This window comes from Enterococcus songbeiensis, from assembly GCF_005405265.1.
Taxonomy (GTDB): domain Bacteria; phylum Bacillota; class Bacilli; order Lactobacillales; family Enterococcaceae; genus Enterococcus_C; species Enterococcus_C songbeiensis.
In genome coordinates, this window is record NZ_BJDS01000004.1 from 140,293 (window position 1) to 167,216 (window position 26,924).

Annotated in this window: 23 protein-coding genes; 21 read left to right on the plus strand and 2 right to left on the minus strand. The window is 40.9% G+C overall.

Features of this window, described 5'->3' with window-relative positions; translation table 11 throughout:
• Positions 1–7: 7 nt before the first annotated feature.
• The 4 genes from FFM66_RS03905 to FFM66_RS11320 all read left to right on the plus strand — a co-directional run bounded on the left by FFM66_RS03905 (position 8) and on the right by FFM66_RS11320 (position 4,610).
• Positions 8–922 carry a YihY/virulence factor BrkB family protein gene (locus FFM66_RS03905; RefSeq protein ID WP_137605038.1) on the plus strand — a complete coding sequence of 305 codons (915 nt, stop codon included), beginning with the start codon at positions 8–10 and terminating at the stop codon, positions 920–922.
• 24 nt (positions 923–946) lie between these two features.
• Positions 947–2,131 (plus strand): glycosyltransferase family 4 protein, encoded by a 1,185-nt coding sequence (locus FFM66_RS03910; protein ID WP_048604898.1) that lies wholly within the window; start codon positions 947–949, stop codon positions 2,129–2,131.
• Between the two features lie 148 nt (positions 2,132–2,279).
• Positions 2,280–4,346, plus strand: coding sequence for a heavy metal translocating P-type ATPase (locus FFM66_RS03915; protein WP_137605039.1), 2,067 nt, complete (start codon positions 2,280–2,282; stop codon positions 4,344–4,346).
• 102 nt (positions 4,347–4,448) lie between these two features.
• Positions 4,449–4,610: a hypothetical protein gene (locus FFM66_RS11320; RefSeq protein WP_171000785.1), complete on the plus strand. Its 162-nt coding sequence runs from the start codon at positions 4,449–4,451 to the stop codon at positions 4,608–4,610.
• 49 nt (positions 4,611–4,659) lie between these two features.
• On the opposite strand, the gene FFM66_RS03920 is transcribed toward FFM66_RS11320, so the two are convergent.
• Positions 4,660–5,268, minus strand: a complete 609-nt coding sequence (locus FFM66_RS03920) for a TetR/AcrR family transcriptional regulator (protein WP_048604900.1) — start codon at positions 5,266–5,268, stop codon at positions 4,660–4,662.
• 183 nt (positions 5,269–5,451) lie between these two features.
• Here FFM66_RS03920 and FFM66_RS03925 point away from each other — a divergent pair, with 183 nt between their 5' ends.
• A complete protein-coding gene (locus FFM66_RS03925) occupies positions 5,452–9,696 on the plus strand; it encodes a 2-hydroxyacyl-CoA dehydratase (protein ID WP_137605040.1) in 4,245 nt (1,414 codons plus the stop codon).
• A 148-nt stretch (positions 9,697–9,844) separates the two neighbouring features.
• Complete coding sequence (locus FFM66_RS03930) at positions 9,845–10,549, plus strand: GntR family transcriptional regulator (RefSeq protein ID WP_048604902.1); 705 nt, start codon at positions 9,845–9,847, stop codon at positions 10,547–10,549.
• Between the two features lie 39 nt (positions 10,550–10,588).
• Here the strand turns inward: FFM66_RS03930 and FFM66_RS03935 are convergent, their stop codons facing one another.
• Positions 10,589–11,221, minus strand: coding sequence for a YigZ family protein (locus FFM66_RS03935; protein WP_137605041.1), 633 nt, complete (start codon positions 11,219–11,221; stop codon positions 10,589–10,591).
• Positions 11,222–11,330: 109 nt separating this feature from the next.
• Between FFM66_RS03935 and FFM66_RS03940 the strand changes: the two genes are divergently transcribed.
• From FFM66_RS03940 to pstB (FFM66_RS04010), 15 genes are all read left to right on the plus strand, one after another.
• Positions 11,331–11,618: a DUF7662 domain-containing protein gene (locus FFM66_RS03940; RefSeq protein ID WP_048604904.1), complete on the plus strand. Its 288-nt coding sequence runs from the start codon at positions 11,331–11,333 to the stop codon at positions 11,616–11,618.
• A gap of 109 nt (positions 11,619–11,727) precedes the next feature.
• Positions 11,728–12,051, plus strand: coding sequence for a PTS sugar transporter subunit IIB (locus FFM66_RS03945; RefSeq protein ID WP_048604905.1), 324 nt, complete (start codon positions 11,728–11,730; stop codon positions 12,049–12,051).
• Between the two features lie 101 nt (positions 12,052–12,152).
• Positions 12,153–13,457, plus strand: coding sequence for an ATP-dependent helicase ComFA (locus tag FFM66_RS03950; RefSeq protein ID WP_137605042.1), 1,305 nt, complete (start codon positions 12,153–12,155; stop codon positions 13,455–13,457).
• Positions 13,458–13,600: 143 nt separating this feature from the next.
• Positions 13,601–14,140, plus strand: coding sequence for a ComF family protein (locus tag FFM66_RS03955; protein WP_246038416.1), 540 nt, complete (start codon positions 13,601–13,603; stop codon positions 14,138–14,140).
• 142 nt (positions 14,141–14,282) lie between these two features.
• Positions 14,283–14,837, plus strand: coding sequence for a ribosome hibernation-promoting factor, HPF/YfiA family (hpf, locus tag FFM66_RS03960; protein ID WP_048604908.1), 555 nt, complete (start codon positions 14,283–14,285; stop codon positions 14,835–14,837).
• Positions 14,838–15,041: 204 nt separating this feature from the next.
• Positions 15,042–17,552: a preprotein translocase subunit SecA gene (gene secA / locus FFM66_RS03965; RefSeq protein WP_048604909.1), complete on the plus strand. Its 2,511-nt coding sequence runs from the start codon at positions 15,042–15,044 to the stop codon at positions 17,550–17,552.
• Between the two features lie 156 nt (positions 17,553–17,708).
• A protein-coding gene (prfB, locus tag FFM66_RS03970) for a peptide chain release factor 2 (protein WP_137605044.1) occupies positions 17,709–18,816 on the plus strand; the annotation gives its coding sequence in 2 pieces (ribosomal slippage) (positions 17,709–17,780 and positions 17,782–18,816; 1,107 coding nt in all).
• A gap of 113 nt (positions 18,817–18,929) precedes the next feature.
• Positions 18,930–19,616: a cell division ATP-binding protein FtsE gene (gene ftsE / locus FFM66_RS03975; RefSeq protein WP_048604910.1), complete on the plus strand. Its 687-nt coding sequence runs from the start codon at positions 18,930–18,932 to the stop codon at positions 19,614–19,616.
• Entirely contained in the window at positions 19,609–20,493 is an 885-nt protein-coding gene (gene ftsX / locus FFM66_RS03980) for a permease-like cell division protein FtsX (RefSeq protein WP_082147287.1), read from the plus strand. The genes ftsE and ftsX overlap by 8 nt, the downstream gene beginning before the upstream one ends.
• A gap of 146 nt (positions 20,494–20,639) precedes the next feature.
• Positions 20,640–22,088 carry a cardiolipin synthase gene (cls, locus tag FFM66_RS03985; protein WP_137605045.1) on the plus strand — a complete coding sequence of 483 codons (1,449 nt, stop codon included), beginning with the start codon at positions 20,640–20,642 and terminating at the stop codon, positions 22,086–22,088.
• 244 nt (positions 22,089–22,332) lie between these two features.
• Complete coding sequence (locus FFM66_RS03990) at positions 22,333–23,187, plus strand: phosphate ABC transporter substrate-binding protein PstS (RefSeq protein ID WP_048604913.1); 855 nt, start codon at positions 22,333–22,335, stop codon at positions 23,185–23,187.
• Between the two features lie 99 nt (positions 23,188–23,286).
• On the plus strand, positions 23,287–24,207 hold the full coding sequence (gene pstC / locus FFM66_RS03995; RefSeq protein WP_048604914.1) for a phosphate ABC transporter permease subunit PstC: 921 nt from the start codon (positions 23,287–23,289) through the stop codon (positions 24,205–24,207).
• Entirely contained in the window at positions 24,207–25,091 is an 885-nt protein-coding gene (gene pstA, locus FFM66_RS04000; protein ID WP_048604915.1) for a phosphate ABC transporter permease PstA, read from the plus strand. Before pstC ends, pstA begins: the two co-directional genes overlap by 1 nt.
• A gap of 12 nt (positions 25,092–25,103) precedes the next feature.
• On the plus strand, positions 25,104–25,910 hold the full coding sequence (gene pstB / locus FFM66_RS04005) for a phosphate ABC transporter ATP-binding protein PstB (RefSeq protein WP_137605046.1): 807 nt from the start codon (positions 25,104–25,106) through the stop codon (positions 25,908–25,910).
• A gap of 30 nt (positions 25,911–25,940) precedes the next feature.
• Positions 25,941–26,699 carry a phosphate ABC transporter ATP-binding protein PstB gene (gene pstB, locus FFM66_RS04010; RefSeq protein ID WP_048604917.1) on the plus strand — a complete coding sequence of 253 codons (759 nt, stop codon included), beginning with the start codon at positions 25,941–25,943 and terminating at the stop codon, positions 26,697–26,699.
• Positions 26,700–26,924: the final 225 nt, after the last annotated feature.

Below are 26,924 nucleotides of genomic sequence, written 5' to 3' on the forward strand. Positions count from 1 at the left end.
GAATGCAATGAAATTTATTCGTAAGTTACAAAACAACACGAAAGTTATGCGCTTTTTTAAAACGACATACACTCGCTTTATGACTTCGGAAATGGGTACGTCATCAATCGTAGTTGCCTATTATTTATTGCTTTCTCTTTTTCCTTTAGTGATTGCTATCGGAAATGTGCTGCCGTTTTTGTCTATTGACCCAAATTCTGTGCTCCCTTACGTCAGAGAGCTAATCCCTCAGCAGGTGTATCAATTTATCGGACCAGCGATTGAAAATCTTTTGACACAAGGCTCAGGGGGACTTTTATCGATTTCGGCATTAGTCACGATTTGGTCAGCTAGTCAAAGTATCAACGCACTGCAAACAGCAATGAACAAAGCCTATGGGGTAGAAAACCGCAAGAATTTTATTCTGGTACGGTTGGTTTCGCTCGTCACAATTGTTTTCTTTATGGGAGCAATCGTTGGGGTGACACTGGTTCTCGGTTTTGGTAAGATTGTTTTAGATGTATTGCAACCCGTTCTGCATTTTCCCGGAACCATTATCGATACGTTCCAAACTTTGAAGTGGCCGTTGACAATCGTGATTTTGCTGATTGTAATGATGCTGATTTACTGGTTAGTGCCCAACGCGAAAATCAAAGTTCGCTCGACTGTACCGGGAGCGATTTTTGCTACGGTGGGTTGGATGCTTTTGGGACAATTATTTGGTCTTTATGCAAAATTTTTTGCCGCACGACTCAGCGGCTATCAAATTATTGGAAGTTTTATCGTCTTGATGCTTTGGCTGAATCTGGCTGCAACAATCATCATCCTTGGGGGTATCATTAATGGGATTATCGAAGAGACGGTGACTGGAAAAGAAGTGGAAGAACGCAAAAGTCCAGTATCGGAGCTTTCCGCAAAATTCAGTGAAAAAAAGAAAGATTAACTATCTAGAAAGAGAGCTTGCTCAATGGGATTTACTTTTCGTTTTATCGTTAGATTATTTACAACCATGTTGCTTTCGCTGGTTTTAACGCCAATCGTGAAACTACTGGCATTTCAAATCGGCGCAGTCGACAAACCGGGTGCAAGAAGAATCAATACGAAGACGATGCCGACAGCAGGCGGGTTGAGTATCTTTCTTTCTTTTTGTATCGCATTGTTGTGGGAGTACAATGACACGCTGGCTTTTCATTATGTCTGGCCGATGCTGCTTGGTGGGGCTATCGTGGTTATCACCGGATTATTAGATGACGTATTTGAACTTTCTCCCATGCAAAAAACGCTGGGAATCTTGTTGGCGGCATTGGAAACCTTCTTTGTCGCAGATATTCGCATCAGCACCTTTACTTTACCTTTCTTTGGTCAATTTGATCTTGGCTGGTTGAGTTTACCGGTGACAATTTTATGGATTCTGGCGATTACCAACGCAGTGAATCTGATTGATGGATTGGACGGCTTGGCAGCGGGAATTTCAATTATCGGGTTAACCACAATCGGCTTGATCAGTTACTTCTTTTTACCAACGAGAGGCGTTTTCCTAGCCATCATCATTTTTTCTCTGGTGGCTGCAATCATTGGCTTTTTTCCCTATAATTTTTATCCGGCAACGATTTATCTGGGAGACACCGGGGCGCTGTTTTTAGGCTTCATGATTTCGATTCTGTCCTTACAGGGGTTAAAAAATGCGACATTTATCACCATTTTGACACCGATGTTTATTTTGGGTGTGCCTATCACAGACACGGTTTATGCCATCATCCGTCGTCGCTTCAATAAACAACCGATTTCTTCGGCAGATAAAATGCACCTGCATCATCGGTTGTTATCACTGGGCTTTACGCACCGCGGCGCAGTTTTGACAATTTATGCGTTAGCTTTGGTTTTTTCATTCATTGCGCTGTTGATGAATTATGCAAGCACTTGGGCGACGATTTTATTGTTGATCAGTACGGCCTTTGGTTTAGAGATTTTTATCGAGTTGATCGGTCTGGTGGGAGAAAATCGGCAGCCGTTGATGCGGACGTTAAAATTTCTAGGAAATCGCCAGTTTCGCCAATCTGTTTTAGACAAAAACCAAAAAGAATCGGATGAAACAGAAGATACAGAAAAAAGGAAAAAAGATTCGGATGACCACTCAGATTCAGCGGAATAACAATCAAAGAAAACTGACAGCTTGTTGGTTTTCTTTTTTTGTAAAAAATTGGTTGAAAGGAAATAGATCCGCTTGACATATGAATGACCAATCATTTATAATTAAAAATGAAAGAGCATTCATATGTTTGTGAGGGGAGGAATTTTCAGTGGAAAAGAAATATACATTGGATGGCTTGGATTGTGCCAGTTGTGCGGCAAAAATCGAACAGGCAGTTACAAAATTGCCGGGTGTAGAAAAGGCAACGGTCGATTTTGCCACCACTAGAATGTCTATTACCTGTGAAAAGGATACCTGTGACAGTGTGGAAGAGGAAGCAACAAAGCTTATAAAAAAATTAGAGCCAGAGGTCACTGTTAGACCGGTAGAAAAAAAGCAGAACCAAGAAGAAGCTGGTGAATCTCGGCAGGTGCTGCTGCGAATCCTAGTAACTGGTGGACTGTTTTTCGGTCTGGTTCTTTTGCAACCAAAGGGGTTATGGCAACCGATTCTATCTATCCTAACGTACCTTTTGATTGGCGGAGATATTGTTAAAAAGGCCGTCTCAAACATTTTTCAAGGGGAAATTTTTGATGAAAATTTTTTGATGACTGTGGCAACGGTTGGAGCTTTGGCAATCGGTGAATACCCGGAAGCCATCGCGGTGATGTGGTTGTACCAAATCGGTGAATTTTTCCAAGATTATGCGGTGGATCGTTCTCGTAAAAATGTGCAGGCGCTGATGGACGTGCGTCCAGACACTGCGCGTATTCGTACGGATGAGGGGGAAAAAATCGTTTCACCGGAAGAAGTAGTCGTGGGTTCTGTAGTGGTAGTCAATCCTGGCGAGCGAGTGCCGTTGGATGGGATTATTGCAGAAGGAAGTGGTTACGTGGATACATCTGCATTAACTGGAGAATCCGTTCCGCAATTTTTAGAACCGGAACAAGAAATTTTAAGTGGAAGCATCAACCAAGAAGGTCGGTTGGCGATTACAGTTACAAAACCCTTTGCCGAAGCAACGGTTAGCAAAATTCTTGACTTAGTAGAAAATGCCAGCAGTCAAAAAGCACCGGCAGAAAAATTTATCACAAAGTTTGCTCGGTACTATACTCCAGCTGTTGTAGGTTTAGCTGCATTACTTGTGATTTTACCAACGGTATTTTTTCAACAAGATTTTCATGAATGGTTGTATCGGGCGTTGACTTTCTTAGTCATTTCTTGTCCTTGCGCATTGGTGATTTCTGTTCCCCTAAGCTTTTTTGGTGGAATCGGCGGTGCCAGCAAAGCAGGGATTTTGATTAAGGGTAGTAACTATTTAGAAACTTTAGCAACCGTTGAAACGGTGGTTTTTGATAAAACAGGAACATTGACAGAAGGTCGTTTTGCTCTACAACAAATTGAAACTAATTTGCCAGAGGATGAATTTTTGACTTATACTGCTGCGGTCGAGCAATATTCGACTCACCCAATCGCTCGTTCAATCGTAGATGCGGCAAGCAAATTCAGTTTGCCAAAAGCCGTAAATCTTCAAGAAATTGCCGGTCAAGGCATTCAAGCCAGCGTCAATGGAAAACAATTGCTAGTTGGAAATGAAAAGTTATTTTCAAATGTTCAACTGCCAAGAGTCGAAGCAATCGGCACAACGATTTACGTCGCTATCGATCAACAATTTGTGGGGTATTTGGTCATTGCCGATCAAATTAAAGAAGATGCAGCTAAAGCAATTCAAGATTTGCGGCAGGCGGGTGTGAAAAATACGGTGATGTTGACCGGAGATAACCATCGAATTGGCGAATATGTTGGGAAAAAATTAGGTCTTTCTCACGTTTTTAGTGAATTGCTTCCAGAAGATAAGGTTGCGCATTTAACTGAAATCATGAAGGAAAAAGGAACTGTCGCTTTTGTTGGGGATGGAATCAATGATGCCCCGGTTTTGGCAACGGCAGATGTTGGTGTTGCGATGGGGGGGTTAGGCAGTGATGCCGCAATCGAGGCGGCAGATGTTGTCATTATGAATGACGCTCCTTCGAAACTAGCAACTGCCATTCGCCTTTCAAGAAAAACCTTGCGGATCGTCAAACAAAATATTGTCTTTGCTTTAGCGGTCAAAGCAGTCGTGTTAGTTCTTGGGGCAATCGGTTTTGCTTCAATGGGTGCTGCGGTTTTTGCTGATGTAGGGGTGACACTACTAGCGGTATTAAACGCCATGCGTTGTTTGCGAGTGAAAGAATAAAATCAGGAAAAACCAGACGAAAAAAATCCGTCTGGTTTTCTTTTAATTGCCGAAAAAAAGACAATAAGCTAAGCTAGTAGTAAAGCGAGGAGGTGTTTGGTAATGAAATTAAGTGAAACGATCACTGAGGCGGCTGAAAAAGTCTATGATTTGTTGAAAACGGAACGATACAAAGTAGCAGTGGATGTCAAGAAAGCAAAAGTAAAAATCTCCGGACAGCGCCCGACCCGCCACACCATCAAGTGGCAGTCAAAAAATCATTAAAATAAAAAACTGTTTAGAAGCTGTGTTTTGACAGCTTCTAAACAGTTTTTTATTTCTCAATTTCGATACCTAAAACAGTTAAATGACCATTACCTACCAATTTAATAACCAATTTTGCCAGATGGTCTGGTGTCATATCTGAGCTGGTGGTCAACCACCAGTGCAGTGTCCCGATAAAAATGGATGTCATGTATTCAATAATGAAATCCATGGGAACTTCGATATCATTTTCGGTAATTTTTAAGCGATCGAAGACGTGGGCGTATTGATCGTATAAAATATCTGCAATTTTTTTTCGCAGCAGTTCATTGGAGGACCCGTCCATAATCGTTAAGTAAAAAGCACGATTCTTTTGGATACTCAAATAAATATTGGTCAGTACAAATTCAATTTGTTTTAGCTTAATGCGGTTGCCTTTTACTAATTCCGTTGGATCAAGAATGGCGGAAAAGGCGGTAACTGCGTAATCAAAAATCGTTTCGTATAAATCGGGCTTGTCTTTATAGTGGGCGTAAAAAGTTGCACGATTAATCATTGCTTCGTCAGCAATGTCTTGGATTGTTACCTGTTCATATCCTTTTTTTTCCACCAGTTTGATAAAGGCCTCAATGATCATCTTATTGGTACGTTTGACTCGTAGATCGGTTTTTTTAGCCATTTGTGAAATTCCTCTCTTTTTACCCGACAAACAATCGTTAATTGTTGTTTATCTCACAATTGAAAGTCCTTTGTTTATTGAAAAATCAACTGCTTCTATTTAAAATAGACATAAGTATTATATCAAACGACTTGTAAGATAATCAACAAAGTGTTTGATTTTTTATGAAAAGGGATGAATCGTATGAAATTAAGAGCAGGTATCGATGTGGGATCAACTACGGTCAAACTGGTGATCCTTGATGAACAAAACCAAACGATTTTTGCAAAATATGAACGGCATTTTTCAGATGTTAAAACGGCGACAAAAAAAATTTTAGAAGAAGCCCAAGCCATTATTGGCGATGCTTCCGTTGCAATGAATATTACAGGTTCCGGTGGAATTGGTCTGGCAGAAGTCTTGGAAATTCCGTTTGTCCAAGAAGTAATCGCTTGTACACGTACGGTAGAAGAAGTGATTCCTCAAACCGATTGTGTGATTGAGCTAGGAGGAGAAGATGCGAAAATCACCTTCTTTGAAGGCTCGTTAGAACAGCGAATGAATGGAAGTTGTGCTGGGGGAACCGGGGCGTTTATCGATCAAATGGCGGTGCTGTTAAAAACAGATGCCAATGGGTTAAATGAGCTGGCAAAAAGTTACCAAACCCTTTACCCAATTGCTTCTCGTTGTGGCGTGTTTGCTAAAACCGATGTGCAGCCGCTGATTAATGAAGGAGCTGCCAAAGAAGATATTGCAGCGAGTATTTTTCAAGCGGTCGTCAACCAAACGATTGCTGGATTAGCTGCCGGTAGAAAAATCAAAGGCAACGTGGCATTTTTAGGTGGTCCGCTGTTTTTCATGTCAGAATTGCGAAAACGATTTATCGAAACGCTGGATATTCAGCCGGAAAATGTAATTTTTCCAGAAAATCCGCAGCTTTTTGTTGCGATGGGTGCAGCTTTTTATGCAGAAACAGCCGAACCAACCACGCTGGCGGATTTATTGACTCGGTTAAATTCCGGGAATCAACAGCAATTAAAACCTAGTGATACGTTGCAGCCACTTTTTGCAGATGAGGAGGCATTGACAGCATTTCGTGCGCGTCATGCTAAAGCAACACCGGAAGAAAAAGAATTGGCGCAACATAAAGGGGCAGCTTTTCTTGGAATTGATGCCGGTTCTACGACGACAAAAGTGACCCTAGTCGATGAATCCGGCCGCATTATGTATTCTTTCTATGGAAACAACGAAGGGCAGCCGCTGGAAACAACGATTCGGGTATTAAAAGAGTTGTACCATCAATTACCAGAAGATGTTTTTATTGGCAAAACGGCGGTTACTGGTTATGGCGAACACTTAATCAAAAATGCGTTGAAAGTCGATATCGGTGAAGTGGAAACCATGGCCCATTATAAGGCAGCAAACCATTTTCAACCGGGAGTAGATTTTATTTTGGATATCGGTGGGCAGGATATGAAGGCCATGACCATCAAGGATGGTGTTTTGTCTTCAATCCAATTAAATGAAGCCTGTTCCTCCGGTTGTGGTTCTTTTATCGAGACATTTGCAAAATCATTGAATTATGACGTGAAGGATTTTGCTTTGGCCGCCACACAATCAAAAGCACCGGTAGATCTCGGTTCTCGTTGTACGGTTTTTATGAATTCAAAAGTAAAACAAGTTCAAAAAGAAGGAGCATCGGTTGGGGATATCTCGGCGGGTTTGTCTTATTCAGTCATCAAGAATGCTATCTACAAAGTTATTAAAATTCGTCGTCCCGAAGAACTTGGTGAAAAAATCGTTTGCCAAGGCGGGACCTTTTATAATGAAGCGGTGCTGCGGGCTTTTGAAGAAATCAGTGGTCGTCAAGTCGTTCGACCATCGATTGCTGGATTGATGGGGGCTTATGGTGCGGCATTGATCGCTTTGGAAAATTATGATATTGGCGAAGAAAGCACCATGCTTTCTCTTGAAGAATTAGATGCTTTTACTGCGGAAAAGGAATTTACGCATTGTGGGCTTTGCGAAAATAATTGCATGCTGACCGTGACAATTTTTTCTGATGGTCGTCAGTTTATCACCGGCAATCGCTGTGAACGCGGTGCACGGATCAAAATCAAAAAAGAGGATCGCAAAGTAAATTTAGTGGATTACAAATACAAACGATTATTCAAATATCGTCCTTTACGGAAAAAAGAAGTAACTCGTGGAACGGTTGGGATACCTCGTGTTTTGAACATGTATGAAAATTATCCTTTATGGCATACTTTTTTTACTGATTTAGGTTTTCGGGTAGAATTGTCTCCGCGTTCGAATAAAGGCTTGTATGAAAAAGGCATGGAGACAATCCCAAGCGATACGGCTTGCTATCCGGCAAAAATCACCCATGGACATATTCAAGCATTGATCGATCAAGGAATCCCAATGATTTTTTATCCAGGCGTAATTTTTGAACGACAAGAATCAGCCAATGCCGATAATCACTTTAATTGTCCCATCGTCCAAAGTTATCCGGATGTGATTCGTAATAATGTGGATGACATTCGAGAGGGAAAAGTTGATTACCGCAATCCTTATATCAATTTGGCAAATGAAGCATCCGTAGCTGACGTGCTGTATCAAACTTTCCAAGATTTAGGAATCACTCACGAAGAAATTACAGCCGCATTGCACCATGGGTACGAAGAACTTGAAGGGTTTAAAGAAGATGTCCGGCAAAAAGGGGAAGAAACCTTGGCGATGCTACAGGAAACCCATCAACGTGGAATCGTGGTTTCTGGCCGTCCGTATCATTTGGACCCGGAAATCAATCATGGTATTGCTGAAGTCATTACTCAAGAAGGATTCCATGTATTGACAGAAGACAGTATTTCTCATTTGGGTGATGTTGGTAATCTGCGGGTGGTAAATCAGTGGGTCTACCATTCTCGTTTGTATGCAGCAGCCAGAGTAGTTGCAAAATCAAAAAATCTGGAACTGGTTCAACTGAATTCTTTCGGTTGTGGACTAGACGCAGTGACAACGGATCAAGTAGAAGAAATCATGGAGCAATATGGAAAAATCTACACCGTATTGAAAATCGATGAAGGCTCGAATTTAGGTGCGATCCGAATTCGTTTGCGTTCATTAAAAGCGGCAGTAAAAGAGCGGGATAAAATGAATTTTGAGCCGGTCAAACGTTTTGAAGAACCGGAAAAAATCATTTTCACCAAAGAAATGCGAAAACAACATACACTGCTTTTACCAATGTTAAGTCCGATTCATCAATCAGGACTGGTAGATACAGCCTTGAAGGCATCTGGGTACAATGTGGTTTGTTTGCCGGCAGAAGATCGGGAAGCAATCAATGTTGGTTTGAAATTTGTAAACAATGATGCCTGCTATCCTGCAATTATCTCCATCGGTCAACTGGTAGAAGCACTACAAAGTGGAAAATATGATTTAAACAATACCAGTGTACTGATGACACAAACCGGTGGCGGATGTCGGGCAACTAATTACATTCCATTATTGCGTAAGGCATTGAAAGATGCCGGGTTTGGTCAAGTTCCGGTGGTTTCTGTTTCGATGGGGAACAAGGGTGTGGAATCAAATCCCGGCTTCAAGTTCACGTTGCCGATGCTAAAACGATTAGTTGTTGCTTTCTTATACGGCGATCTCTTTGAACGTGTCGTTTATCGGACACGTCCTTATGAATTGGAAGAAGGACAAATTGATCGCATGCATCAAGAGTGGCTGAAAAAAGTTGAAAAAAATATTCGGAATGGTTCGTTGACGCTGTTTAATCGCAACATGAAAAAAATCGTGACGGATTTTGATTCGGTACCATTGTCTGATGAAGTGAAGCCGCGAGTCGGTGTTGTAGGCGAAATCTTAGTGAAATATTCACCAACTGCCAACAATGATATCGTGCGCTTACTGGAATCAGAAGGTGCTGAAGCGGTGGTGCCAGATATTATTGGCTTCATGAATTATTCTTTGTACAATCAAATTTGGAAATATGAAAATCTTGGCATGGCAAAGAAGAGCAAAACATTGGCAGAATTTGCCATTCGTGTGATTGAATTTGTTGAAAAACCGATGGATAAGGCCTTACGGGCATCCCAACGCTTTGAAGGGATTCATTCCATCTACCAATTGGCAGAGGATGCTGGAAAAATTCTTTCAATCGGTAACCACACGGGGGAAGGTTGGTTCCTAACAGGTGAAATGATCGATTTGTTGAAGAATGACGTCAACAATATCGTTTGTATGCAACCCTTCGGCTGTTTACCAAATCACGTGGTTGGAAAAGGCGTGATTAAAGAATTACGGCACCAATACCCAATGGCAAATATTGCCGCAATCGATTATGATCCCGGGGTTTCCATCGTCAATCAATTGAACCGCATTCGGTTGATGATGGCGACAGCCAATAAAGCAATCAAGAAACAAACGGTACATCAATAAACTGTACCAAAATGAAAACAAAAAGTAACGATATAGCAAAACAGGCTGTTTTTCTCGTGGAAAACAGCCTGTTTTGTATTTTCTATTTGCCAAGTTAGGTATATACCAGTTATAATGTTCGATAAGAAGAATTAAGGAGGAGTCTATCGTGTCTGATAGTTTACCAGTTTATATCCAAATCCATGATCAAATCAAAAAACAAATTGAAGAAGGGGTCTGGGGAATCGGTGATCGACTGCCCTCCGAACGGGAACTGGCCATCCAATTTAGTGTTAGTCGAATGACCTTGCGGCAAGCAATCCAAACTTTAGCTGATGAAGGAATTTTAGATCGAAAAATAGGTTCAGGAACCTATGTCGCTCGCCAAAAAGTTCAAGAAAAAATGTCTGGTACCACCAGCTTCACTGAAATTATGCTCTCCCAAGGAAAGGTACCTTCAAGCAAAGTGGTATCGTATTTTGTGACAGCGCCTAGTTCTTCAGAGCTGGAAAAACTTCATCTGACAAAAAATGAAAGTATTCTGCGAATGGAACGAATTCGTTTTGCCGATGATATTCCGATTTGTTTTGAAGTGGCCAGTATCCCTGAAAAGCTGATCCATGATTTTAGTAAATCAGAAATCACCAAGTCCTTTTATAAAACGTTGGAAGAAAAAGGGGAAAAGATTGGTCCTGCAAATCAAACGGTCTCAGCAATGTTGGCTTCTGAGCAAATTGCAGAATATTTACAAATCAAACGAGGAGATGCCATTTTACGAATGCGCCAGATCTCCTATTTGCAAGATGGTCAACCTTTTGAATATGTGCGGACCCAATATGTCGGCAATCGTTTTGAATTTTATTTAGAAAGATAAGAGGAAAGAACTAGGAACATGTGCTTTCTAGTTCTTTTTTTAGATGGGCTCTTCTACATAGCTGACGGCTCCTTTGGCAAATTGACCTTTGCCGTTTAACAAATCATTTACTTGCTGGATAAAAAGGGTTTGCTGCTCTTCATCAATCATGCAGGTCATTGTAACATCAGTGGCGAAAATGGTATCCTTCACCGAAATTTTTTGGGTTTCAAGAAAGTGTTGCAGTTTTCCTACTAATGGATAAGGGATGGTTACCAAAACTTCCTGCTGCAATTTTCCCTGAACGATGCCGATTTTTTCCAGACCGTTAGAAACCGCATGAGAATATGCACGGATCAAGCCCCCAGCCCCCAATTTTGTCCCGCCAAAGTAACGGGTGACAACTGCCGCCACGTTGATCAAGTTGTTTTTTTTCAAGACCTCAAGCATGGGAATACCGGCAGTACCGCTGGGTTCACCATCATCACTGCTACGTTGGATCTCATTTTTTTCTCCTAACAAAAATGCGCTGCAATTATGGTTGGCTTTCCAATGTTCTTTTTTGATTGCTTGAATGAATTCTTTTGCTTCTTCTTCTGTTTGTACTCGTTTTAGCGAACAGATGAAACGAGATTTTTTAATTTCTGTTTCTGCTTGTCCGTCTTCTTTGATAGTAAGATAAGTAGCCAGCATGGAGTTCTCCTTTTTTCTTTCAGTATAGTGAAAGAAAAGACAAGTTGCAACTAAGCTAGCGGTTGCATAATTTTCAAAAAATAGTGATAATAAAAGAGGGGTGAAGGAAATGGGCAAACGCAGAAAAAAATATGATGTGATCACACATTATTTAAAAAAGAATGGTGGTTCACAGGTCACCCTGACCTTTACACAATTTGATGAATTGCTGTTTCCTTCTACAGGTCTGCCTCGATCGGCACGGCAGCAAACCGATTGGTGGGCCAATGACCACAAGCATCCGGAGCAAGGCGCCTATGCCTGGCTGAATGCCGGATATGAGGTCGTTCATATCAACTTGGAAAAAGAGTACGTTGTGTTTAATAAATTGGTTAAATCCAGTTGGCTGCTCCATTAATCTTCAATAAAGTGGAAAGCGTTGACAAAATGAGTAGTTGTTTTATAATAAGATACAGGGATAACAATATTGAAAATTATTCCTTTATTTGTAGAAGGAGAGAATAATCATGGCTAAAAAAACAATTATGTTAGTTTGTTCAGCTGGTATGAGTACCAGTCTGTTAGTAACAAAAATGCAAAAAGCGGCGGAAGCAGACGGTTTGGAAGCAGATATCTTTGCGGTCGCAGCTTCTGATGCTGACAATAATCTTGAAAAGAAAGATGTAGACGTTTTACTTTTAGGCCCTCAAGTTCGTTTTATGAAGGGTGATTTCGAAAAACGTTTGGCACCAAAAGGTATTCCAATGGATGTCATCAACATGGCAGATTACGGCATGATGAATGGTGAAAAAGTATTGAAACAAGCGTTGACATTAATCGACGAAAAATAAGCAGCTAGTAATAGAAGCCGAAGCCGAATTTCGGCTTCTATTTTTTTTGAAAAAAAATAAGCAGACTTTTTCGTACTTCCTTTTAAGGGAGGGAAAAAGACATGAAGTGGACGGGACGACAACAAATCATAATAAAAACAGCTTTAGCAGATACAGAAGGAACCTTTCGAGAGGCAATGATTGAAAGGAAGGGGGAAATCTGTTGTATGCGTTGCGGGTCGCAAGAAAAAAAAGACCAGTTGCAGCTGCCAAACGGTGTTTATTATTGTCCCGCCTGTATCGAATTTGGGCGTATTACTAGCGATGCCGTTCTTTTTACACCAACACTCAAAATTGAAAGGGAAGATTGTTCTATTTTTTGGGGATGGCAAGGACAATTGACGGTGTATCAGCAACGAGTTGCCGATAAGTTGCAACAGCAATTTGAAAAGAGAGCAGGAACCATGGTGTGGGCAGTAACAGGGGCGGGGAAAACCGAGATGCTGTTTCCGGTGATTTACAGTGCTTTAAAAACTGGCGGGCGGGTAGCAGTAGTTTCGCCACGAATCGATGTTTGTCGGGAGTTGTTTCCACGATTTAAGGAAGCTTTTCCGCAAGAGGATATTTTGTTGAGTCATGGAGCTGCGGAAGAAGACTATCGAGATACTGCTTTTTTGGTGGCGACGACCCACCAATTGCTTCACTTTTATCAAGTATTTGATTTATTGATTATCGATGAAATTGATGCCTTTCCCTATGAAGGGGATTCGCGCCTTTATTTTGCCAGTAAGCAGGCGGCCAAAAAAGACGGGTGCCGCATTTATTTGACTGCGACACCTTCTGAAAAATTAGTAAAAGAAGTCAGTGAAACATTTTCTGTAGAAAAACTGCCTTTGCGCTTTCATCAACGTCCATTGATTGAACCGAAACTGGTCTGGTTTCATCAATGGGAGAGATTGCCCCAGTCTCTTGGCAAGTTAAAACGATTAGCACAAATCGTGAAAAACTTGCGAAAAAAGAATCGGGTGCTCATTTTTTGCCCGAAAATTGAATGGATGAAGGCACTTGTCATACCACTGCAAAAAATCTTATCGGACTACCAAATTCAGGCAGTTTCTGCAGAAGATGAGCAGCGATTAGAGAAGGTGCAGCAAATGCGGGAAGAAGCGTATGATGTCTTGCTTTGTACCACGATTTTAGAGCGAGGAGTGACTTTTGCGGATGTTTCCGTCATCGTAATAGGCGCCAATCATCCGGTTTTCAGCAAATCAGCGTTGGTCCAAATCGCCGGTAGAGTCGATCGTAAAGGAGAGTTTAATCAAGGGGAAGTTTTATTTTTCTATGATAAGCAAACCCGAAGCATTCGTAACGCATGCAAAGAAATTCGTGAAATGAATCTGCTTGCTAAGAAATGGCTGGAAACATGAAGTGTCTGTGGTGTCAAAAAACGATTATTCGCAATTTATTGCTGACAGAACTATTTTTTCCATGGCAGCTTAAAGGAGAATGCTGTTTAGTCTGTCAAAAAAAATTAGCGAAACTTTCAAGAGAAGGAACTTGTCCAACGTGTATGAAGCCAGTTGTTTCGCCGGGTTTTCGTTGCAATGATTGCGACTATTGGCGAAAAAAATACAGCAACTATGATTTTGCACATCGAGCCATGTATCACTATGATTCAGGTTTTCAAGACTGGCTGCATGCCTATAAATTTTTAGGAGATTATCGCCTGCGACAAGTAATCGCAAAAGAAGTTAAAAAAGAATTAGGCGACTATTCCGATTTTTTGATTTGTGGCATTCCGTTATCTTCCAAGCGGTTTGCTCAACGAGGATTTAACCAAGTGGAGGGAGTGTTGGAAGCTGCCGGGATTCCCCGTTATGCCTTTCTTCAACGAAAGATGGATACAAAACCGCAGGCACAAAAAAATCGCCAGGAACGGCTAGCAATGGAGCAGCCTTATGAGTTGGCGGTCCCGATGGAAGAAGTCAAAAATAAACAAATTTTGTTGGTAGATGACGTCTATACCACTGGTCGAACGCTTTTTCATGGTGCAGAGGTCTTGCTAAAAGCTGATGCAAAGCTCATTCGAACATTCTCTTTTGCTCGATAAAATAACGGGACTTAAAATTCGATGAATTTGTTAGCGTTTAAGTTTGCAAAAGCATTAGAGTTCGATATAATAAAGGTAAGAAGAAGGAAAAAAGAGTGGTCCTTTCTCCTTCTTTTATTGGTAGATGAAAGGGGCAATTGTTATGTTTAGATACAATGTACGCGGCGAAAATATTGAAGTTACAGATGCTATTCGCGACTATGTCGAAAAAAAAGTTGGGAAATTAGAACGTTACTTTAATGATGTACCTAATGCAACAGCACATGTGAACCTGAAAGTTTATACAGAAAAAACGGCGAAAGTAGAAGTAACGATCCCACTTCCTTATTTGGTTTTACGGGCAGAAGAAACTTCGCCTGACCTATATGCAAGTGTTGACTTGGTCGTTGATAAGTTAGAACGCCAAATTCGCAAGTTCAAAACAAAAATCAACCGCAAGTCTCGTGAAACAGGATTACCTGATACAGCAGCAGCCACGGCAATCTTTAATGAGGAGCCTGGTGAAGAAAACGGATCAGAATTAGATATCGTACGTACAAAACGTCTTTCTCTAAAACCAATGGACAGTGAAGAAGCTGTATTGCAAATGAACATGTTGGGACATAACTTCTTCATTTTTGAAGATGCGGAAACAAATGGTACCAGCATCGTTTATCGTCGGAAAGACGGCAAATATGGTTTGATCGAAACCGATTGATTTCTGAAATTTTCAAGAAGATACTCGCTTTCAGTGGGTATCTTCTTTTTTCTCTCAAAAATCAATCGAAAAAGTTAAATTTTTTTCATGACAAACTTCTAATGAGATTCTAGCTATTTCTTTTGAAGAAAACTAATGATAGAATAGGATGGAGAGTTTCTTTTAGAACTGAGAAAATGGAAATTAAAGGAGATTTATTTACGTATGGCCAATTTTTTAAAAACCCTGATTGAAAATGATAAAAAAGAATTAAAACGGCTGTCTGCGATAGCCGATCAAGTAGAAACCTTTGCCGATGAAATGGCGAAATTGACAGATGAAGGATTGCGAAATAAGACAGATGAATTTCGTGGACGCTATCAAAAGGGAGAAACGTTAGACCAATTATTACCAGAAGCCTTTGCAGTTGTTCGTGAAGCTGCCAAACGGGTGTTGGGTCTTTATCCTTACCATGTTCAGCTGATGGGTGGCGTGGTCTTGCACGATGGGAATATTCCTGAAATGCGGACAGGTGAAGGGAAAACATTGACTGCCACGATGCCGGTTTATTTAAATGCACTTTCCGGTGAAGGGGTTCACGTAGTTACGGTCAATGAATATTTGGCTACTCGTGACTCAACGGAAATGGGTGAGTTATATAATTTTCTTGGCTTGACTGTGGGATTGAATATCAATTCTAAATCATCAGAAGAAAAGCGTGCTGCTTACGCCTGCGACATCACTTATAGTACCAATAATGAATTAGGCTTTGACTACTTGCGGGACAACATGGTAGTTTACCGCAATCAAATGGTGCAACGTCCGTTAAACTATGCGATTGTCGATGAAGTAGACTCGATTTTGATTGATGAAGCGCGGACTCCGTTGATTATTTCTGGACAAGCTGAAAAATCAACGGCATTGTATACGCGAACAGATAATTTTGTAAAACGTTTGAAAAATGAAGAAGATTATAAAATTGATATCCAATCAAAAACGATTGGTCTGACAGAAAGTGGAATCGAAAAAGCCGAAGAAACATTTGGTTTGGATAATCTTTATGATATTGAAAATACTGCCCTGACTCATCACATGGATCAAGCCTTGCGGGCAAACTATATCATGCTGCTGGATATTGACTATGTTGTTCAAGAAGGGAAAGTTTTAATTGTAGACCAATTTACTGGACGGATCATGGATGGCCGTCGCTATTCTGACGGTCTGCATCAAGCGATTGAAGCTAAGGAAGGCGTGGAAATCGAAGATGAAAGCAAAACCATGGCAACAATCACCTTCCAAAACTATTTCCGGATGTATAAAAAACTTGCTGGGATGACCGGTACAGCAAAAACGGAAGAAGAAGAATTCCGAGAAATCTACAATATGCAGGTTTTCCAAATTCCAACCAATAAACCAATCGTGCGGGATGATCGGGCAGACCTATTGTATCCGACATTATCAAGCAAATTCCATGCGGTGGTTCAAGATATTAAGGAACGTTACCGTAAGGGACAACCAGTGCTGGTAGGTACAGTAGCCGTTGAAACGTCAGAATTGCTATCCAACATGCTGGATAAAGAAAAAGTTCCACATGAAGTTTTGAATGCGAAAAATCACTTTAAAGAAGCCGAAATCATTTTAAATGCAGGGCAAAAAGGTGCCATCACCATCGCTACCAACATGGCTGGTCGGGGAACCGATATCAAGCTTGGCTTAGGAGTTGCAGAACTTGGCGGCTTGGCAGTTATTGGAACGGAACGTCATGAATCACGTCGTATCGATAATCAGTTGCGGGGACGTTCTGGACGTCAAGGAGATCCAGGGGTTTCACAATTTTATCTTTCTCTGGAAGATGATTTGATGAAACGCTTTGGCTCAGAACGGATCAAAGCATTCTTGGATCGGATGAAGATTGAAGAAGGCGATGCCGTGATCCAAAGTAAAATGCTGACACGTCAAGTAGAAGCTGCCCAAAAACGGGTTGAAGGAAATAACTACGATACCCGTAAAAATGTTTTGCAATACGATGATGTTATGCGGGAACAACGGGAAGTCATCTATGGACAACGTCAAGAAGTAATCATGGAAGACAAGAGTTTATCTCAGACCTTGATGAATATGGTCAAACGGACGATTGAACGCGTTGTAGACAGCCATACTCAGTTAGAAGAAAGCCAATGGAATCTGGAAGGAATCGTTGATTTTGCCGGCAATGCGCTGGTACACGAAGACAAAGTATCCGTAGAAGATTTCAAAGGAAAAACACCGCAAGAAATCAAAGATGCTCTTTTCGCAGAAGCACAACGAATTTTTGATGAAAAAGCGGCGCAGTTAAACAGCCCTGAACAATTATTGGAATTTGAGAAAGTTGTTATCCTACGGGTTGTTGATACAAAATGGACGGACCATATTGATGCGATGGATCAATTGCGTCAATCAATCGGTTTGCGGGCGTATGGACAAAACAATCCATTGGTAGAATACCAAACGGAAGGGTACAACATGTTTGAAGACATGGTGGGTGCTATCGAATATGAGGCAACACGACTCTTCATGAAGGCAGAAATTCGCCAAAACGTTCAACGGGAACAAGTGGCACAAGGTGAGGCAGAACAAACCGAGCAGACAGAAGAAACACCACAAAAACCAGTACACGTTGAAAAAGTGGGGCGTAATGATCCTTGCCCATGCGGAAGCGGCAAAAAATACAAAAATTGTCATGGCAAAGACGCCTGAATCTAGGCGATAAATGTATCTTTTAAAAGATACGCGTGTGGAAATGGAAGGCTGGGACGTAGCTCGCAATTGTTGAGTTAAGTTCCAGCCTCTGTTGCATGAAAAAAACAGTGGAAATTTTAAAAATTTTCATCATTTTAAGGAGGAACTTATCCAATGGAATTAGCGGAAATGCGAAATCAATTAACAGAAATGAAAGAAAAAACGGTCAGCTTCAGGAGGTCTCTTTGACTTAGATCAGTTGGAAGAAGACATTGCTCAAGCGGAAGCTCAGATGGCAGAACCGGGATTTTGGGATGATGCCGAAGCTGCACAACAAGTCATTGGTGAAAACAATGTCCGTAAGGAAGCCTACGATCAATTTCATCAATTGACAGATGAAGTGGAAGAATTGACAGTCATGGAAGAAATGTTGGAGGAAGAATCTGACTCGGAAATGGAAACAGAATTGTCAGAACGCCTACAGAAATTACAGGAAAAAATGCAAAGCTATGAATTAGCGATGCTATTGGATGAACCTTACGATCGCAACAATGCGATTTTAGAATTACACCCTGGTGCTGGCGGAACAGAATCCCAAGATTGGGGCAGCATGCTTTTGCGAATGTACACGCGATGGAGCGAACAGCATGGCTATCAAGTGGAGATGCTGGATTATCAGTCTGGGGACGAAGCTGGTATCAAAAGTGTGACTTTATTAATCAAGGGACACAATGCATTTGGGTATTTGAAATCAGAAAAAGGAGTTCACCGGTTGGTTCGAATTTCTCCTTTTGATTCAGCCAATCGTCGTCATACTTCTTTTTGTTCGGTGGATGTGATGCCGGAATTGGATGATACCATTGATATTGAAGTCAATCCGGATGAATTGAAAGTCGATGTTTTTCGGGCAAGCGGTGCTGGTGGACAGCATATCAATAAAACCTCTTCTGCTGTTCGAATCACACATATTCCAACAGGGATCGTGGTTGCCAGTCAAGCACAACGATCACAATTTCAAAACCGGGATACAGCCATGAGCATGTTGAAGGCAAAATTGTATCAATTGGAGATGGAGAAAAAAGAACAAGAAGCCGCTGCTCTTCGTGGGGATCAAATGGAGATTGGTTGGGGCTCGCAAATCCGTTCTTACGTCTTCCATCCTTATTCAATGGTCAAGGATCATCGAACCAATTATGAAACTGGGAATGTCCAAGCGGTGATGGACGGAGATTTAGATGGATTTATTGATGCATATTTAAAAATGAAATTAAATAAAGCATAAGAATCAGCAAGTTTCATTCAATTGAAATGAAACTGTAAAGTTGTGAAAAAATGCTGAAATATTCCCGTGCTATAATACGTCAGTATCGAATAAAAGAAGATGGAGAGATAGCCATGATTGAAATGAAGGATGTAATGAAAAAGTACTCAAATGGTACTACAGCCATCCGTAATATCACGATCAATATCGATCAAGGTGAGTTTGTTTATGTGGTCGGTCCTTCTGGGGCTGGGAAATCAACCTTTATCAAACTTATGTATCGTGAAGAAAAAGCGACAAAGGGTACCCTCAACGTTGCAGGCTATGACCTGTTGAAAATAAAAAACCGCGATGTTCCTTTATTGCGTCGAGAAATCGGTATCGTGTTCCAAGATTATAAATTGTTGCCAAAGAAAACGATTTATGAAAATGTTGCTTATGCAATGCAAGTTATCGGAAGAAAACCACGCGACATCAAAAAACGTGTCATGGAAGTTTTGGACTTGGTTGGTTTAAAACATAAAGTACGGGTATTTCCAAGTGAATTATCTGGTGGGGAACAACAGCGGGTATCGATTGCCCGAGCAATCGTCAATACGCCGAAAGTATTGATCGCCGATGAGCCTACCGGAAACCTTGACCCTGAAAATTCTTGGGAAATCATGAAATTGTTGGATCGCATCAATGCGCAAGGAACGACGGTAGTGATGGCAACCCATAACAGCACGATCGTTAACACGATCCGCCATCGGGTGGTTGCGATTGAAAACGGTCGGATAATTCGTGACCAAGCGGAAGGGGAATATGGATACGATGATTAGAACTTTTTTCCGACATCTTTTAGAAAGCATGAAAAGTCTGAAGCGTAATGGCTGGATGACAGTCGCTTCCGTCAGTGCGGTAACCATCACATTGACTCTAGTGGGAATTTTTATGGCAGTTATCATGAATGCCACAAAATTAGCACAAGATATTGAAAAAAACGTGGATGTTTCTGTTTTTATCGATATTGGTACAAAACAAGAGGATATTGATAAATTAGAAACCGAATTAAAAGGGATTGAGCACGTAAAGAAAGTCACTTTTTCAAATAAAGATGACGAATTAAAGAAAATCCAAAAAGCAATGGGAGATTCTTGGAATTTATTCGAAGGCGACAGTAACCCTCTTTATGATGTGTTCGTTGTCAGCACTCAGAGTCCGGATTACACCAAACAAATTTCAAAAGAAGCGGCTAAACTGCCGAGTGTGTTTAAGGCCGATTATGGTGGTGCCAATTCAGATAAAATCTTTGGAATCGCTGATGGTGTCAAAACTTGGGGCTTAGCAGGAGCGGTATTGCTGCTGTTCGTTGCAATGTTTTTGATTTCCAACACGATTCGAATTACTATTTTATCTCGGCAACGGGAAATCCAGATCATGCGTCTGGTAGGTGCCAAGAATGGGTATATTCGTTGGCCGTTTTTCCTTGAAGGCGGTTGGATTGGTCTTTTAGGCGCTGTGATTCCTGTGTTGATTATGGTTTTTGGGTATCGTCAAGTTTATCGTTTAGTCAATCCAATGCTCTTGCGTTCCAACTACAGCTTATTGCAGCCGGATACGTTTACGTTGCAAATTTGTTTATTGATGGTCGTTTTGGGTATGGTAATCGGTTCTCTTGGTTCAATCATTTCCATGCGTCGATTCTTAAAAGCTTAACAATTGATTTTGACAGCATCCTGCTATTTTTGCAGGGTGCTTTTTTGACGAAAAAATGTGAAACACGGGGAGAAATCAGCGGTTATGCCTTTACTTCTTTTCGCAACTTCGCTATTCTTTAGTAGAGAATACAGAGGAGGAGAAACGTGCAGTACATTACTGAAAATGTGTTTACGATTTTGACGGTCGCAAATATTTTGCTTTCATTTATTATTGTTTTCCGCGAACGCAAACAAACGGCACAAACTTGGGCTTGGCTGCTGGTATTGATGTTTATTCCGGTGGTCGGTTTTATTTTGTACATTTTCTTTGGCCGAGGAATTTCAAAGGATAAGATTTTTGATTTAAAAATGCAAGGAAAAATCGGGATGAATGTGGAAATTGAAGAACAACGGCAAGCGTTGAAGCGAGATTTATTTCCTCATCCATCTACCGCACAGGTGAACGTCAAGCAGTTAGTTTATATGCTGACGGTTTTTGAGCATTCATTGTACACATCTACTAATGAAATTCAATTATTTATCGATGGTCGGGAAAAATTCGATCAATTGATCGAGGATATCCGTCACGCAAAGGACCATATTCATTTTGAATACTATATTTATCGAGATGATACCTTAGGAGTAGAGGTCCGAAATGCATTAGTAGACGCAGCAAAACGGGGAGTCAAGGTACGGGTACTGCTTGATGCATGGGGCTCAACGCAAGTCCGCAAGAATTTTTTTCAACCTTTGAAAGAACATGGTGGTGTCGTGGCGTTCTTTTTCCCATTATTTGTTCCTTACATCAATCCCCGAATTAATTATCGGAATCACCGAAAAATTGTGGTGATTGATGGAGAAATTGGCTATACTGGTGGATTTAACGTTGGTAATGAGTATTTAGGTTTGGTGAAAAAATTTGGTTATTGGCGGGACAATCATTTAAGGATTCATGGTCCAGCTGTTTATTCTTTGCAAAACCGATTTTTAATGGATTGGAATTCCCAACATACTCAAGAAGTCCAATATGCCAAAGAGTTATTTCCGCCAATTCAGTCAAATGGGAAGAAAGCGATTCAAATCGTGACAAGCGGTCCTGATTCTAAGTTTGAACAAATCAAAATGACTTACTTGAAAATGATCAGCATGGCAAAGGAAGAAATTTTGATTCAAACTCCCTATTATATTCCGGATGAATCAATTCATGAAGCTTTAAAACTGGCATTATTGTCAGGGGTTAAAGTGCAGATGCAAATCCCTAACAAACCGGATCATCCGTTGGTCTACTGGGCTACTTATTCTTTTGCGGCAGAACTAATCGAGTTTGGGGCAATTATTGAAACCTATGAAAATGGATTTGTTCATGCCAAGACGATGATTATCGATGGTGGCATTGTGTCCGTTGGTTCGGCAAATATTGATGTCCGCTCTTTCCGATTGGATTTTGAAGTGAATGCAATCATTTATGATGAAGCAATCACCCAACAAGTTCAGCAGGCTTTTTTAGAAGATTCAAAAAAATCGCAAGTATTGACAAAAGAACGATACGCACAACGAGGTGTGGTGATCAAGTTAAAAGAAGGACTAGGTCGTTTGGTTTCGCCATTATTATAAGAAAATTTTTTGTAGAAATAAAAGCAAGCCGGAAATCGTTTCGGTTTGCTTTTTTTCGGCATAGGAGCAGGAAAACAGAAACGTAGGAACAAGCCTAGATTTCCTTAGTACAGCTTCTATTTTAGAAAGTGAACAATAAAGCTCGGGGTTCTTTTCATGGTGGTCAGTAAATAAGGCTTTCGTATTCCTAGTGGATAATGGTAGAATAGAGTTGTTTTAATCAACCAATTAAGGAGCAAATCAAATGAGAAAATTGAAATTTTTACTCCCATTTTTGGGAATGATCCTACTTTTGACCGGCTGTGCAAAATGGATCGATCGCGGAGAATCGATTACAGCGGTTGGATCATCCGCCTTACAGCCCCTTGTTGAAACGGTAGCTGAAGAATATCAAAATAAATTTCCGGGAAAATTTGTCAATGTACAAGGAGGCGGCAGCGGGACCGGATTAAGTCAAGTTCAATCTGGAGCTGTTGAAATCGGAAATTCAGATCTTTTTGCGGAAGAAAAAAGCGGCATTGATGCATCAAAATTGCAGGATCACAGAGTCGCAGCGGTGGGAATCACACCAATCGTAAATAAAAAAATCGGAATTGAAGATATTGCATTAGCAGATTTACGGGATATTTTCTTAGGAAAAATTACCAATTGGAAAGAACTTGGGGGCGCTGATCAGGCAATCGTCATTTTAAACCGGGCTGCCGGTAGTGGAACACGAGGTACCTTTGAGAAGTGGGTGTTGGAAGATAAAACAGCTATCCGAGCCCAAGAACAAGATTCCAGTGGAATGGTCCGTCAAATCGTGGCAGATACGCCGGGGGCAATCAGCTATGTTGCTTTTTCATATGTCACGGATGCGGTAGCGACATTGAAGGTTGACGGAGTAGCGCCCACCGATGAAAATGTGACAACGAATGATTGGAAAATCTGGGCATATGAACACATGTATACAAAAGGAAAACCAGAAAAATTGACAGCCGAATTTATGGAATACATGCTGTCAGATGAAGTCCAAGACAATATTGTAGGCAAACTGGGCTACATCCCGATTTCTGACATGAAAGTCGAACGGGATTGGCAGGGAAATATCGTCAACTAATCTTTACACAAAATTTACATTAAGTTAAAGGCAAATTGATGTTGACGGCGTAAACTAAGAGCGTATGGTATGAAACACTCAAATTGAGGAGGAGCCCTCTTGGAAGATGTAAAAAAAGTATTGTTAAGGAAATCGAAGCGTGCGCGAATTGAGCAACGAGGAAAAATCATCAGCTTTTTATGTATCGCATTGATTGTTCTGGTTGTGCTGTCGATTTTTTATTTCGTTGCTAGTCGTGGATTGGCAACATTTTTTACGGATGGAATTAATGTGTTTGATTTTCTGTTTGGTACTGAATGGAATCCTAGTCAAATTGGTTCAAATGGCAAACCTTTAGTAGGAGCTTTGCCAATGATTGCCGGCTCGTTTATTGTGACATTTTTATCAGCGATTATCGCGACTCCATTTGCGATTGGCGCTGCTGTTTTCATGACAGAAATTTCACCAAAACAAGGACAGAAAATCTTGCAGCCAGTCATCGAGTTGCTGGTTGGAATTCCTTCTGTAGTTTATGGATTTATCGGGTTATCCGTCATTGTTCCAGCCGTTCGTTCCGTTTTTGGTGGAACTGGTTTTGGGATTCTGGCAGGAACGTTTGTCTTATTCATTATGATTTTGCCAACCGTAACAACTATGACGGCAGATGCTTTGAAAGCTGTTCCTCGCCATTATCGTGAGGCATCCTTGGCTTTAGGTGCCACCCGTTGGCAAACGATTTATAAGGTTGTTTTACGTGCAGCAGTTCCAGGAATTTTGACCGCCGTGGTTTTTGGCATGGCACGGGCTTTTGGAGAAGCGTTGGCGATTCAAATGGTTATCGGGAATGCGGCTTTGTTGCCATCCGGTTTGGTAACCCCCGCTTCAACCTTGACATCCATCTTGACCATGGGTATCGGAAATACCATCATGGGAACAGTGGAAAATAATGTCTTATGGTCACTGGCATTGATTCTTCTATTGATGTCCTTACTATTTAACATAATTATTCGCATGATTGGGAAGAAAGGGGCACTGAAATAATGAATGCCAAACGCTCAGATAAAATTGCCACTGGGGTTTTATACGGAATCTCCGGAATCATTGTTTTGATTTTGGCAGCCTTATTGCTTTATATTTTAGTCCGAGGTGTACCTCATATTTCTTGGAGCTTTTTAACCCAACCTTCGAAGGCTTATCAAACGGGTGGGGGAATCGGCATTCAGCTATTTAATTCCTTTTACTTGCTGTTTATCACGATGCTAATCAGTTTTCCCATTTCTTTGGGAGCAGGGATTTATCTTTCCGAGTATGCGGGAAAAAATTGGCTGACAGATGTCATCCGTACATCCATCGAGATTCTAAGCTCTTTGCCATCAGTTGTTGTCGGTTTGTTCGGCTTTTTAATTTTTGTTATTCAATTTCAATATGGCTTCTCAATTATTTCCGGTGCATTGGCATTGACCTTTTTCAATTTACCTTTATTAACCAGAAATGTGGAAGAATCCTTACAAGCCATTCATTACACCCAAAGAGAAGCAGGCTTAGCCTTAGGTTTATCACGCTGGGAAACTGTGACACGAGTGGTTGTTCCTGAAGCAACCCCTGGAATTTTAACGGGCGTAATCCTTAGCTCAGGCAGAATTTTTGGAGAAGCTGCTGCCTTGATCTATACCGCCGGACAAAGCGCACCAGCATTGGATTTTAGTAATTGGAATCCATTAAGTGTTTCTAGCCCTATCAGTATTTTCCGGCAAGCAGAAACATTGGCTGTGCATATTTGGAAAATAAATACCGAAGGAACGATGCCAGATGGTGTGCAGGTTTCCGCTGGAGCTTCAGCTGTTTTGATTATTGCTGTACTGTTGTTCAACATAGGTGCACGGGCAGCGGGCAAACGACTTTATAAGAAAATGACATCTGCTTAAGGAGATTCAAGTATGAGTAAATATAATTTAGAGGATCGTCATATCATCACGATGGAGGAACAGCAGGAAATTGCGTTATACACGGAAGACCTGCATGTGTGGTACGGACAAAACGAAGCAATCAAAGGTGTCGATTTGCAGTTTGAAAAGAATAAAATCACGGCATTAATCGGTCCTTCCGGCTGTGGGAAATCAACGTATCTACGATCTTTAAATCGAATGAATGACGGAATCGCCAATACGAAAACTACCGGCAAGATTATGTACAAAGAAGTCGATGTCAATCAGGACAATGTCGACGTTTACGAAATGCGCAAACGAATTGGGATGGTTTTTCAACGCCCAAATCCCTTCAGTAAATCTATTTATGAAAATATCACTTTTGCCCTCAAACGCCATGGGGAAAAAAATAAAAAGAAATTAGATGAAATCGTTGAAACAAGTTTGAAGCAAGCCGCTTTGTGGGATCAAGTCAAAGACAGTTTAGATAAAAGTGCCTTGGCCCTATCTGGCGGTCAACAGCAGCGGCTGTGTATTGCCCGAGCAATCGCCATGAAACCGGATATCCTTTTGTTGGATGAACCAGCCAGCGCGTTGGATCCGATTTCTACTGGGACGGTGGAGGAAACACTGATAAACTTGAAGGAACACTATACGATTGTAATTGTGACACATAATATGCAGCAGGCGGCACGGATCAGCGATTATACCGCATTTTTCTATCTTGGAAAAGCAATCGAATATGATAAGACAAGAAAAATCTTTACCCGCCCGAAAATCCAAGCGACAGAAGATTATGTTTCCGGCCACTTTGGGTAATCCAAGTTGTCGAGAAAAACGGAGGCATTTATGGCAGAGGAAATTATTGCATCAAAAGATTTGCATTTATATTATGGAAAAAAAGAAGCCTTGAAAGGCATTTCTATGGGAATCAACAAGGGAGAGATCACTGCAATGATCGGTCCTTCCGGTTGTGGGAAATCCACGTATCTGCGTTCATTGAATCGAATGAATGATTTGATTCCAAATGTGACAATCACCGGAAATGTTCTATATAAAGGACAGGATATTTACAGTCCTCGGCAGGATACCGTTGAATTGCGTAAAGAAATCGGCATGGTTTTTCAACAGCCAAATCCTTTTCCTTTTTCAATTTACGAAAATATCATTTATGGGTTAAAATTAAAGGGTGAAAAAGACAAGCATGTCTTTGATCAGGTAGTTGAAGAAAGTTTAAAAGCTGCCTCTGCATGGGATGATGTGAAAGACAAATTGCATACCAGTGCGTTGTCCTTGTCTGGCGGTCAGCAGCAACGAGTCTGTATTGCACGTGTTCTAGCGGTGGATCCGCAAATCATTTTGCTGGATGAGCCTACCAGTGCGCTAGATCCGATTTCTTCCGCGAAAATCGAAGGGACCTTGTTGGAATTGAAAGAGAAATATACGATGATCATCGTTACCCATAATCTTTCCCAAGCCTCACGAATTTCTGATAAAACGGCCTTCTTTTTAGATGGAAACCTGATTGAATTTGATGATACGAAAAAAATCTTTTTACAACCAGGAAAAAAAGAAACAGAAGACTACATCTCAGGAAGATTCGGCTAAAACCAAGAAACCACTTTTTTCAAGTACACTAGTGGAATGATATACGTAGTGAAAAACAAACTAAATTTTCTAAAAGAAAATTTAATACATCAAAATGAACGAGGATGTCAGTTCCACTTTATCTAAGTGTACTAGTGGAATGATATAGGTAGTGAAAAACAAACTAAATTTTCTAAAAGAAAATTTAATACATCAAAATGAACGAGGATGTCAGTTCCACTTTAT

Excerpts from the sequence above, each read along its gene's own strand:
- pstA (WP_048604915.1), top strand. The coding sequence starts at position 24,207 with ATGAATGCCAAACGCTCAGATAAAATTGCCACTGGGGTTTTATACGGA.
- ftsX (WP_082147287.1), top strand. The coding sequence starts at position 19,609 with ATGATTAGAACTTTTTTCCGACATCTTTTAGAAAGCATGAAAAGTCTG.
- secA (WP_048604909.1), top strand. The coding sequence starts at position 15,042 with ATGGCCAATTTTTTAAAAACCCTGATTGAAAATGATAAAAAAGAATTA.
- FFM66_RS03955 (WP_246038416.1), top strand. The coding sequence starts at position 13,601 with ATGAAGCCAGTTGTTTCGCCGGGTTTTCGTTGCAATGATTGCGACTAT.
- FFM66_RS11320 (WP_171000785.1), top strand. The coding sequence starts at position 4,449 with ATGAAATTAAGTGAAACGATCACTGAGGCGGCTGAAAAAGTCTATGAT.
- FFM66_RS03905 (WP_137605038.1), top strand. The coding sequence starts at position 8 with ATGAAATTTATTCGTAAGTTACAAAACAACACGAAAGTTATGCGCTTT.
- FFM66_RS03990 (WP_048604913.1), top strand. The coding sequence starts at position 22,333 with ATGAGAAAATTGAAATTTTTACTCCCATTTTTGGGAATGATCCTACTT.
- FFM66_RS03925 (WP_137605040.1), top strand. The coding sequence starts at position 5,452 with ATGAAATTAAGAGCAGGTATCGATGTGGGATCAACTACGGTCAAACTG.
- FFM66_RS03950 (WP_137605042.1), top strand. The coding sequence starts at position 12,153 with ATGAAGTGGACGGGACGACAACAAATCATAATAAAAACAGCTTTAGCA.
- FFM66_RS03910 (WP_048604898.1), top strand. The coding sequence starts at position 947 with ATGGGATTTACTTTTCGTTTTATCGTTAGATTATTTACAACCATGTTG.
- pstB (WP_048604917.1), top strand. The coding sequence starts at position 25,941 with ATGGCAGAGGAAATTATTGCATCAAAAGATTTGCATTTATATTATGGA.
- ftsE (WP_048604910.1), top strand. The coding sequence starts at position 18,930 with ATGATTGAAATGAAGGATGTAATGAAAAAGTACTCAAATGGTACTACA.
- FFM66_RS03920 (WP_048604900.1), bottom strand. The coding sequence starts at position 5,268 with ATGGCTAAAAAAACCGATCTACGAGTCAAACGTACCAATAAGATGATC.
- hpf (WP_048604908.1), top strand. The coding sequence starts at position 14,283 with ATGTTTAGATACAATGTACGCGGCGAAAATATTGAAGTTACAGATGCT.
- FFM66_RS03945 (WP_048604905.1), top strand. The coding sequence starts at position 11,728 with ATGGCTAAAAAAACAATTATGTTAGTTTGTTCAGCTGGTATGAGTACC.
- FFM66_RS03935 (WP_137605041.1), bottom strand. The coding sequence starts at position 11,221 with ATGCTGGCTACTTATCTTACTATCAAAGAAGACGGACAAGCAGAAACA.
- FFM66_RS03940 (WP_048604904.1), top strand. The coding sequence starts at position 11,331 with ATGGGCAAACGCAGAAAAAAATATGATGTGATCACACATTATTTAAAA.
- pstB (WP_137605046.1), top strand. The coding sequence starts at position 25,104 with ATGAGTAAATATAATTTAGAGGATCGTCATATCATCACGATGGAGGAA.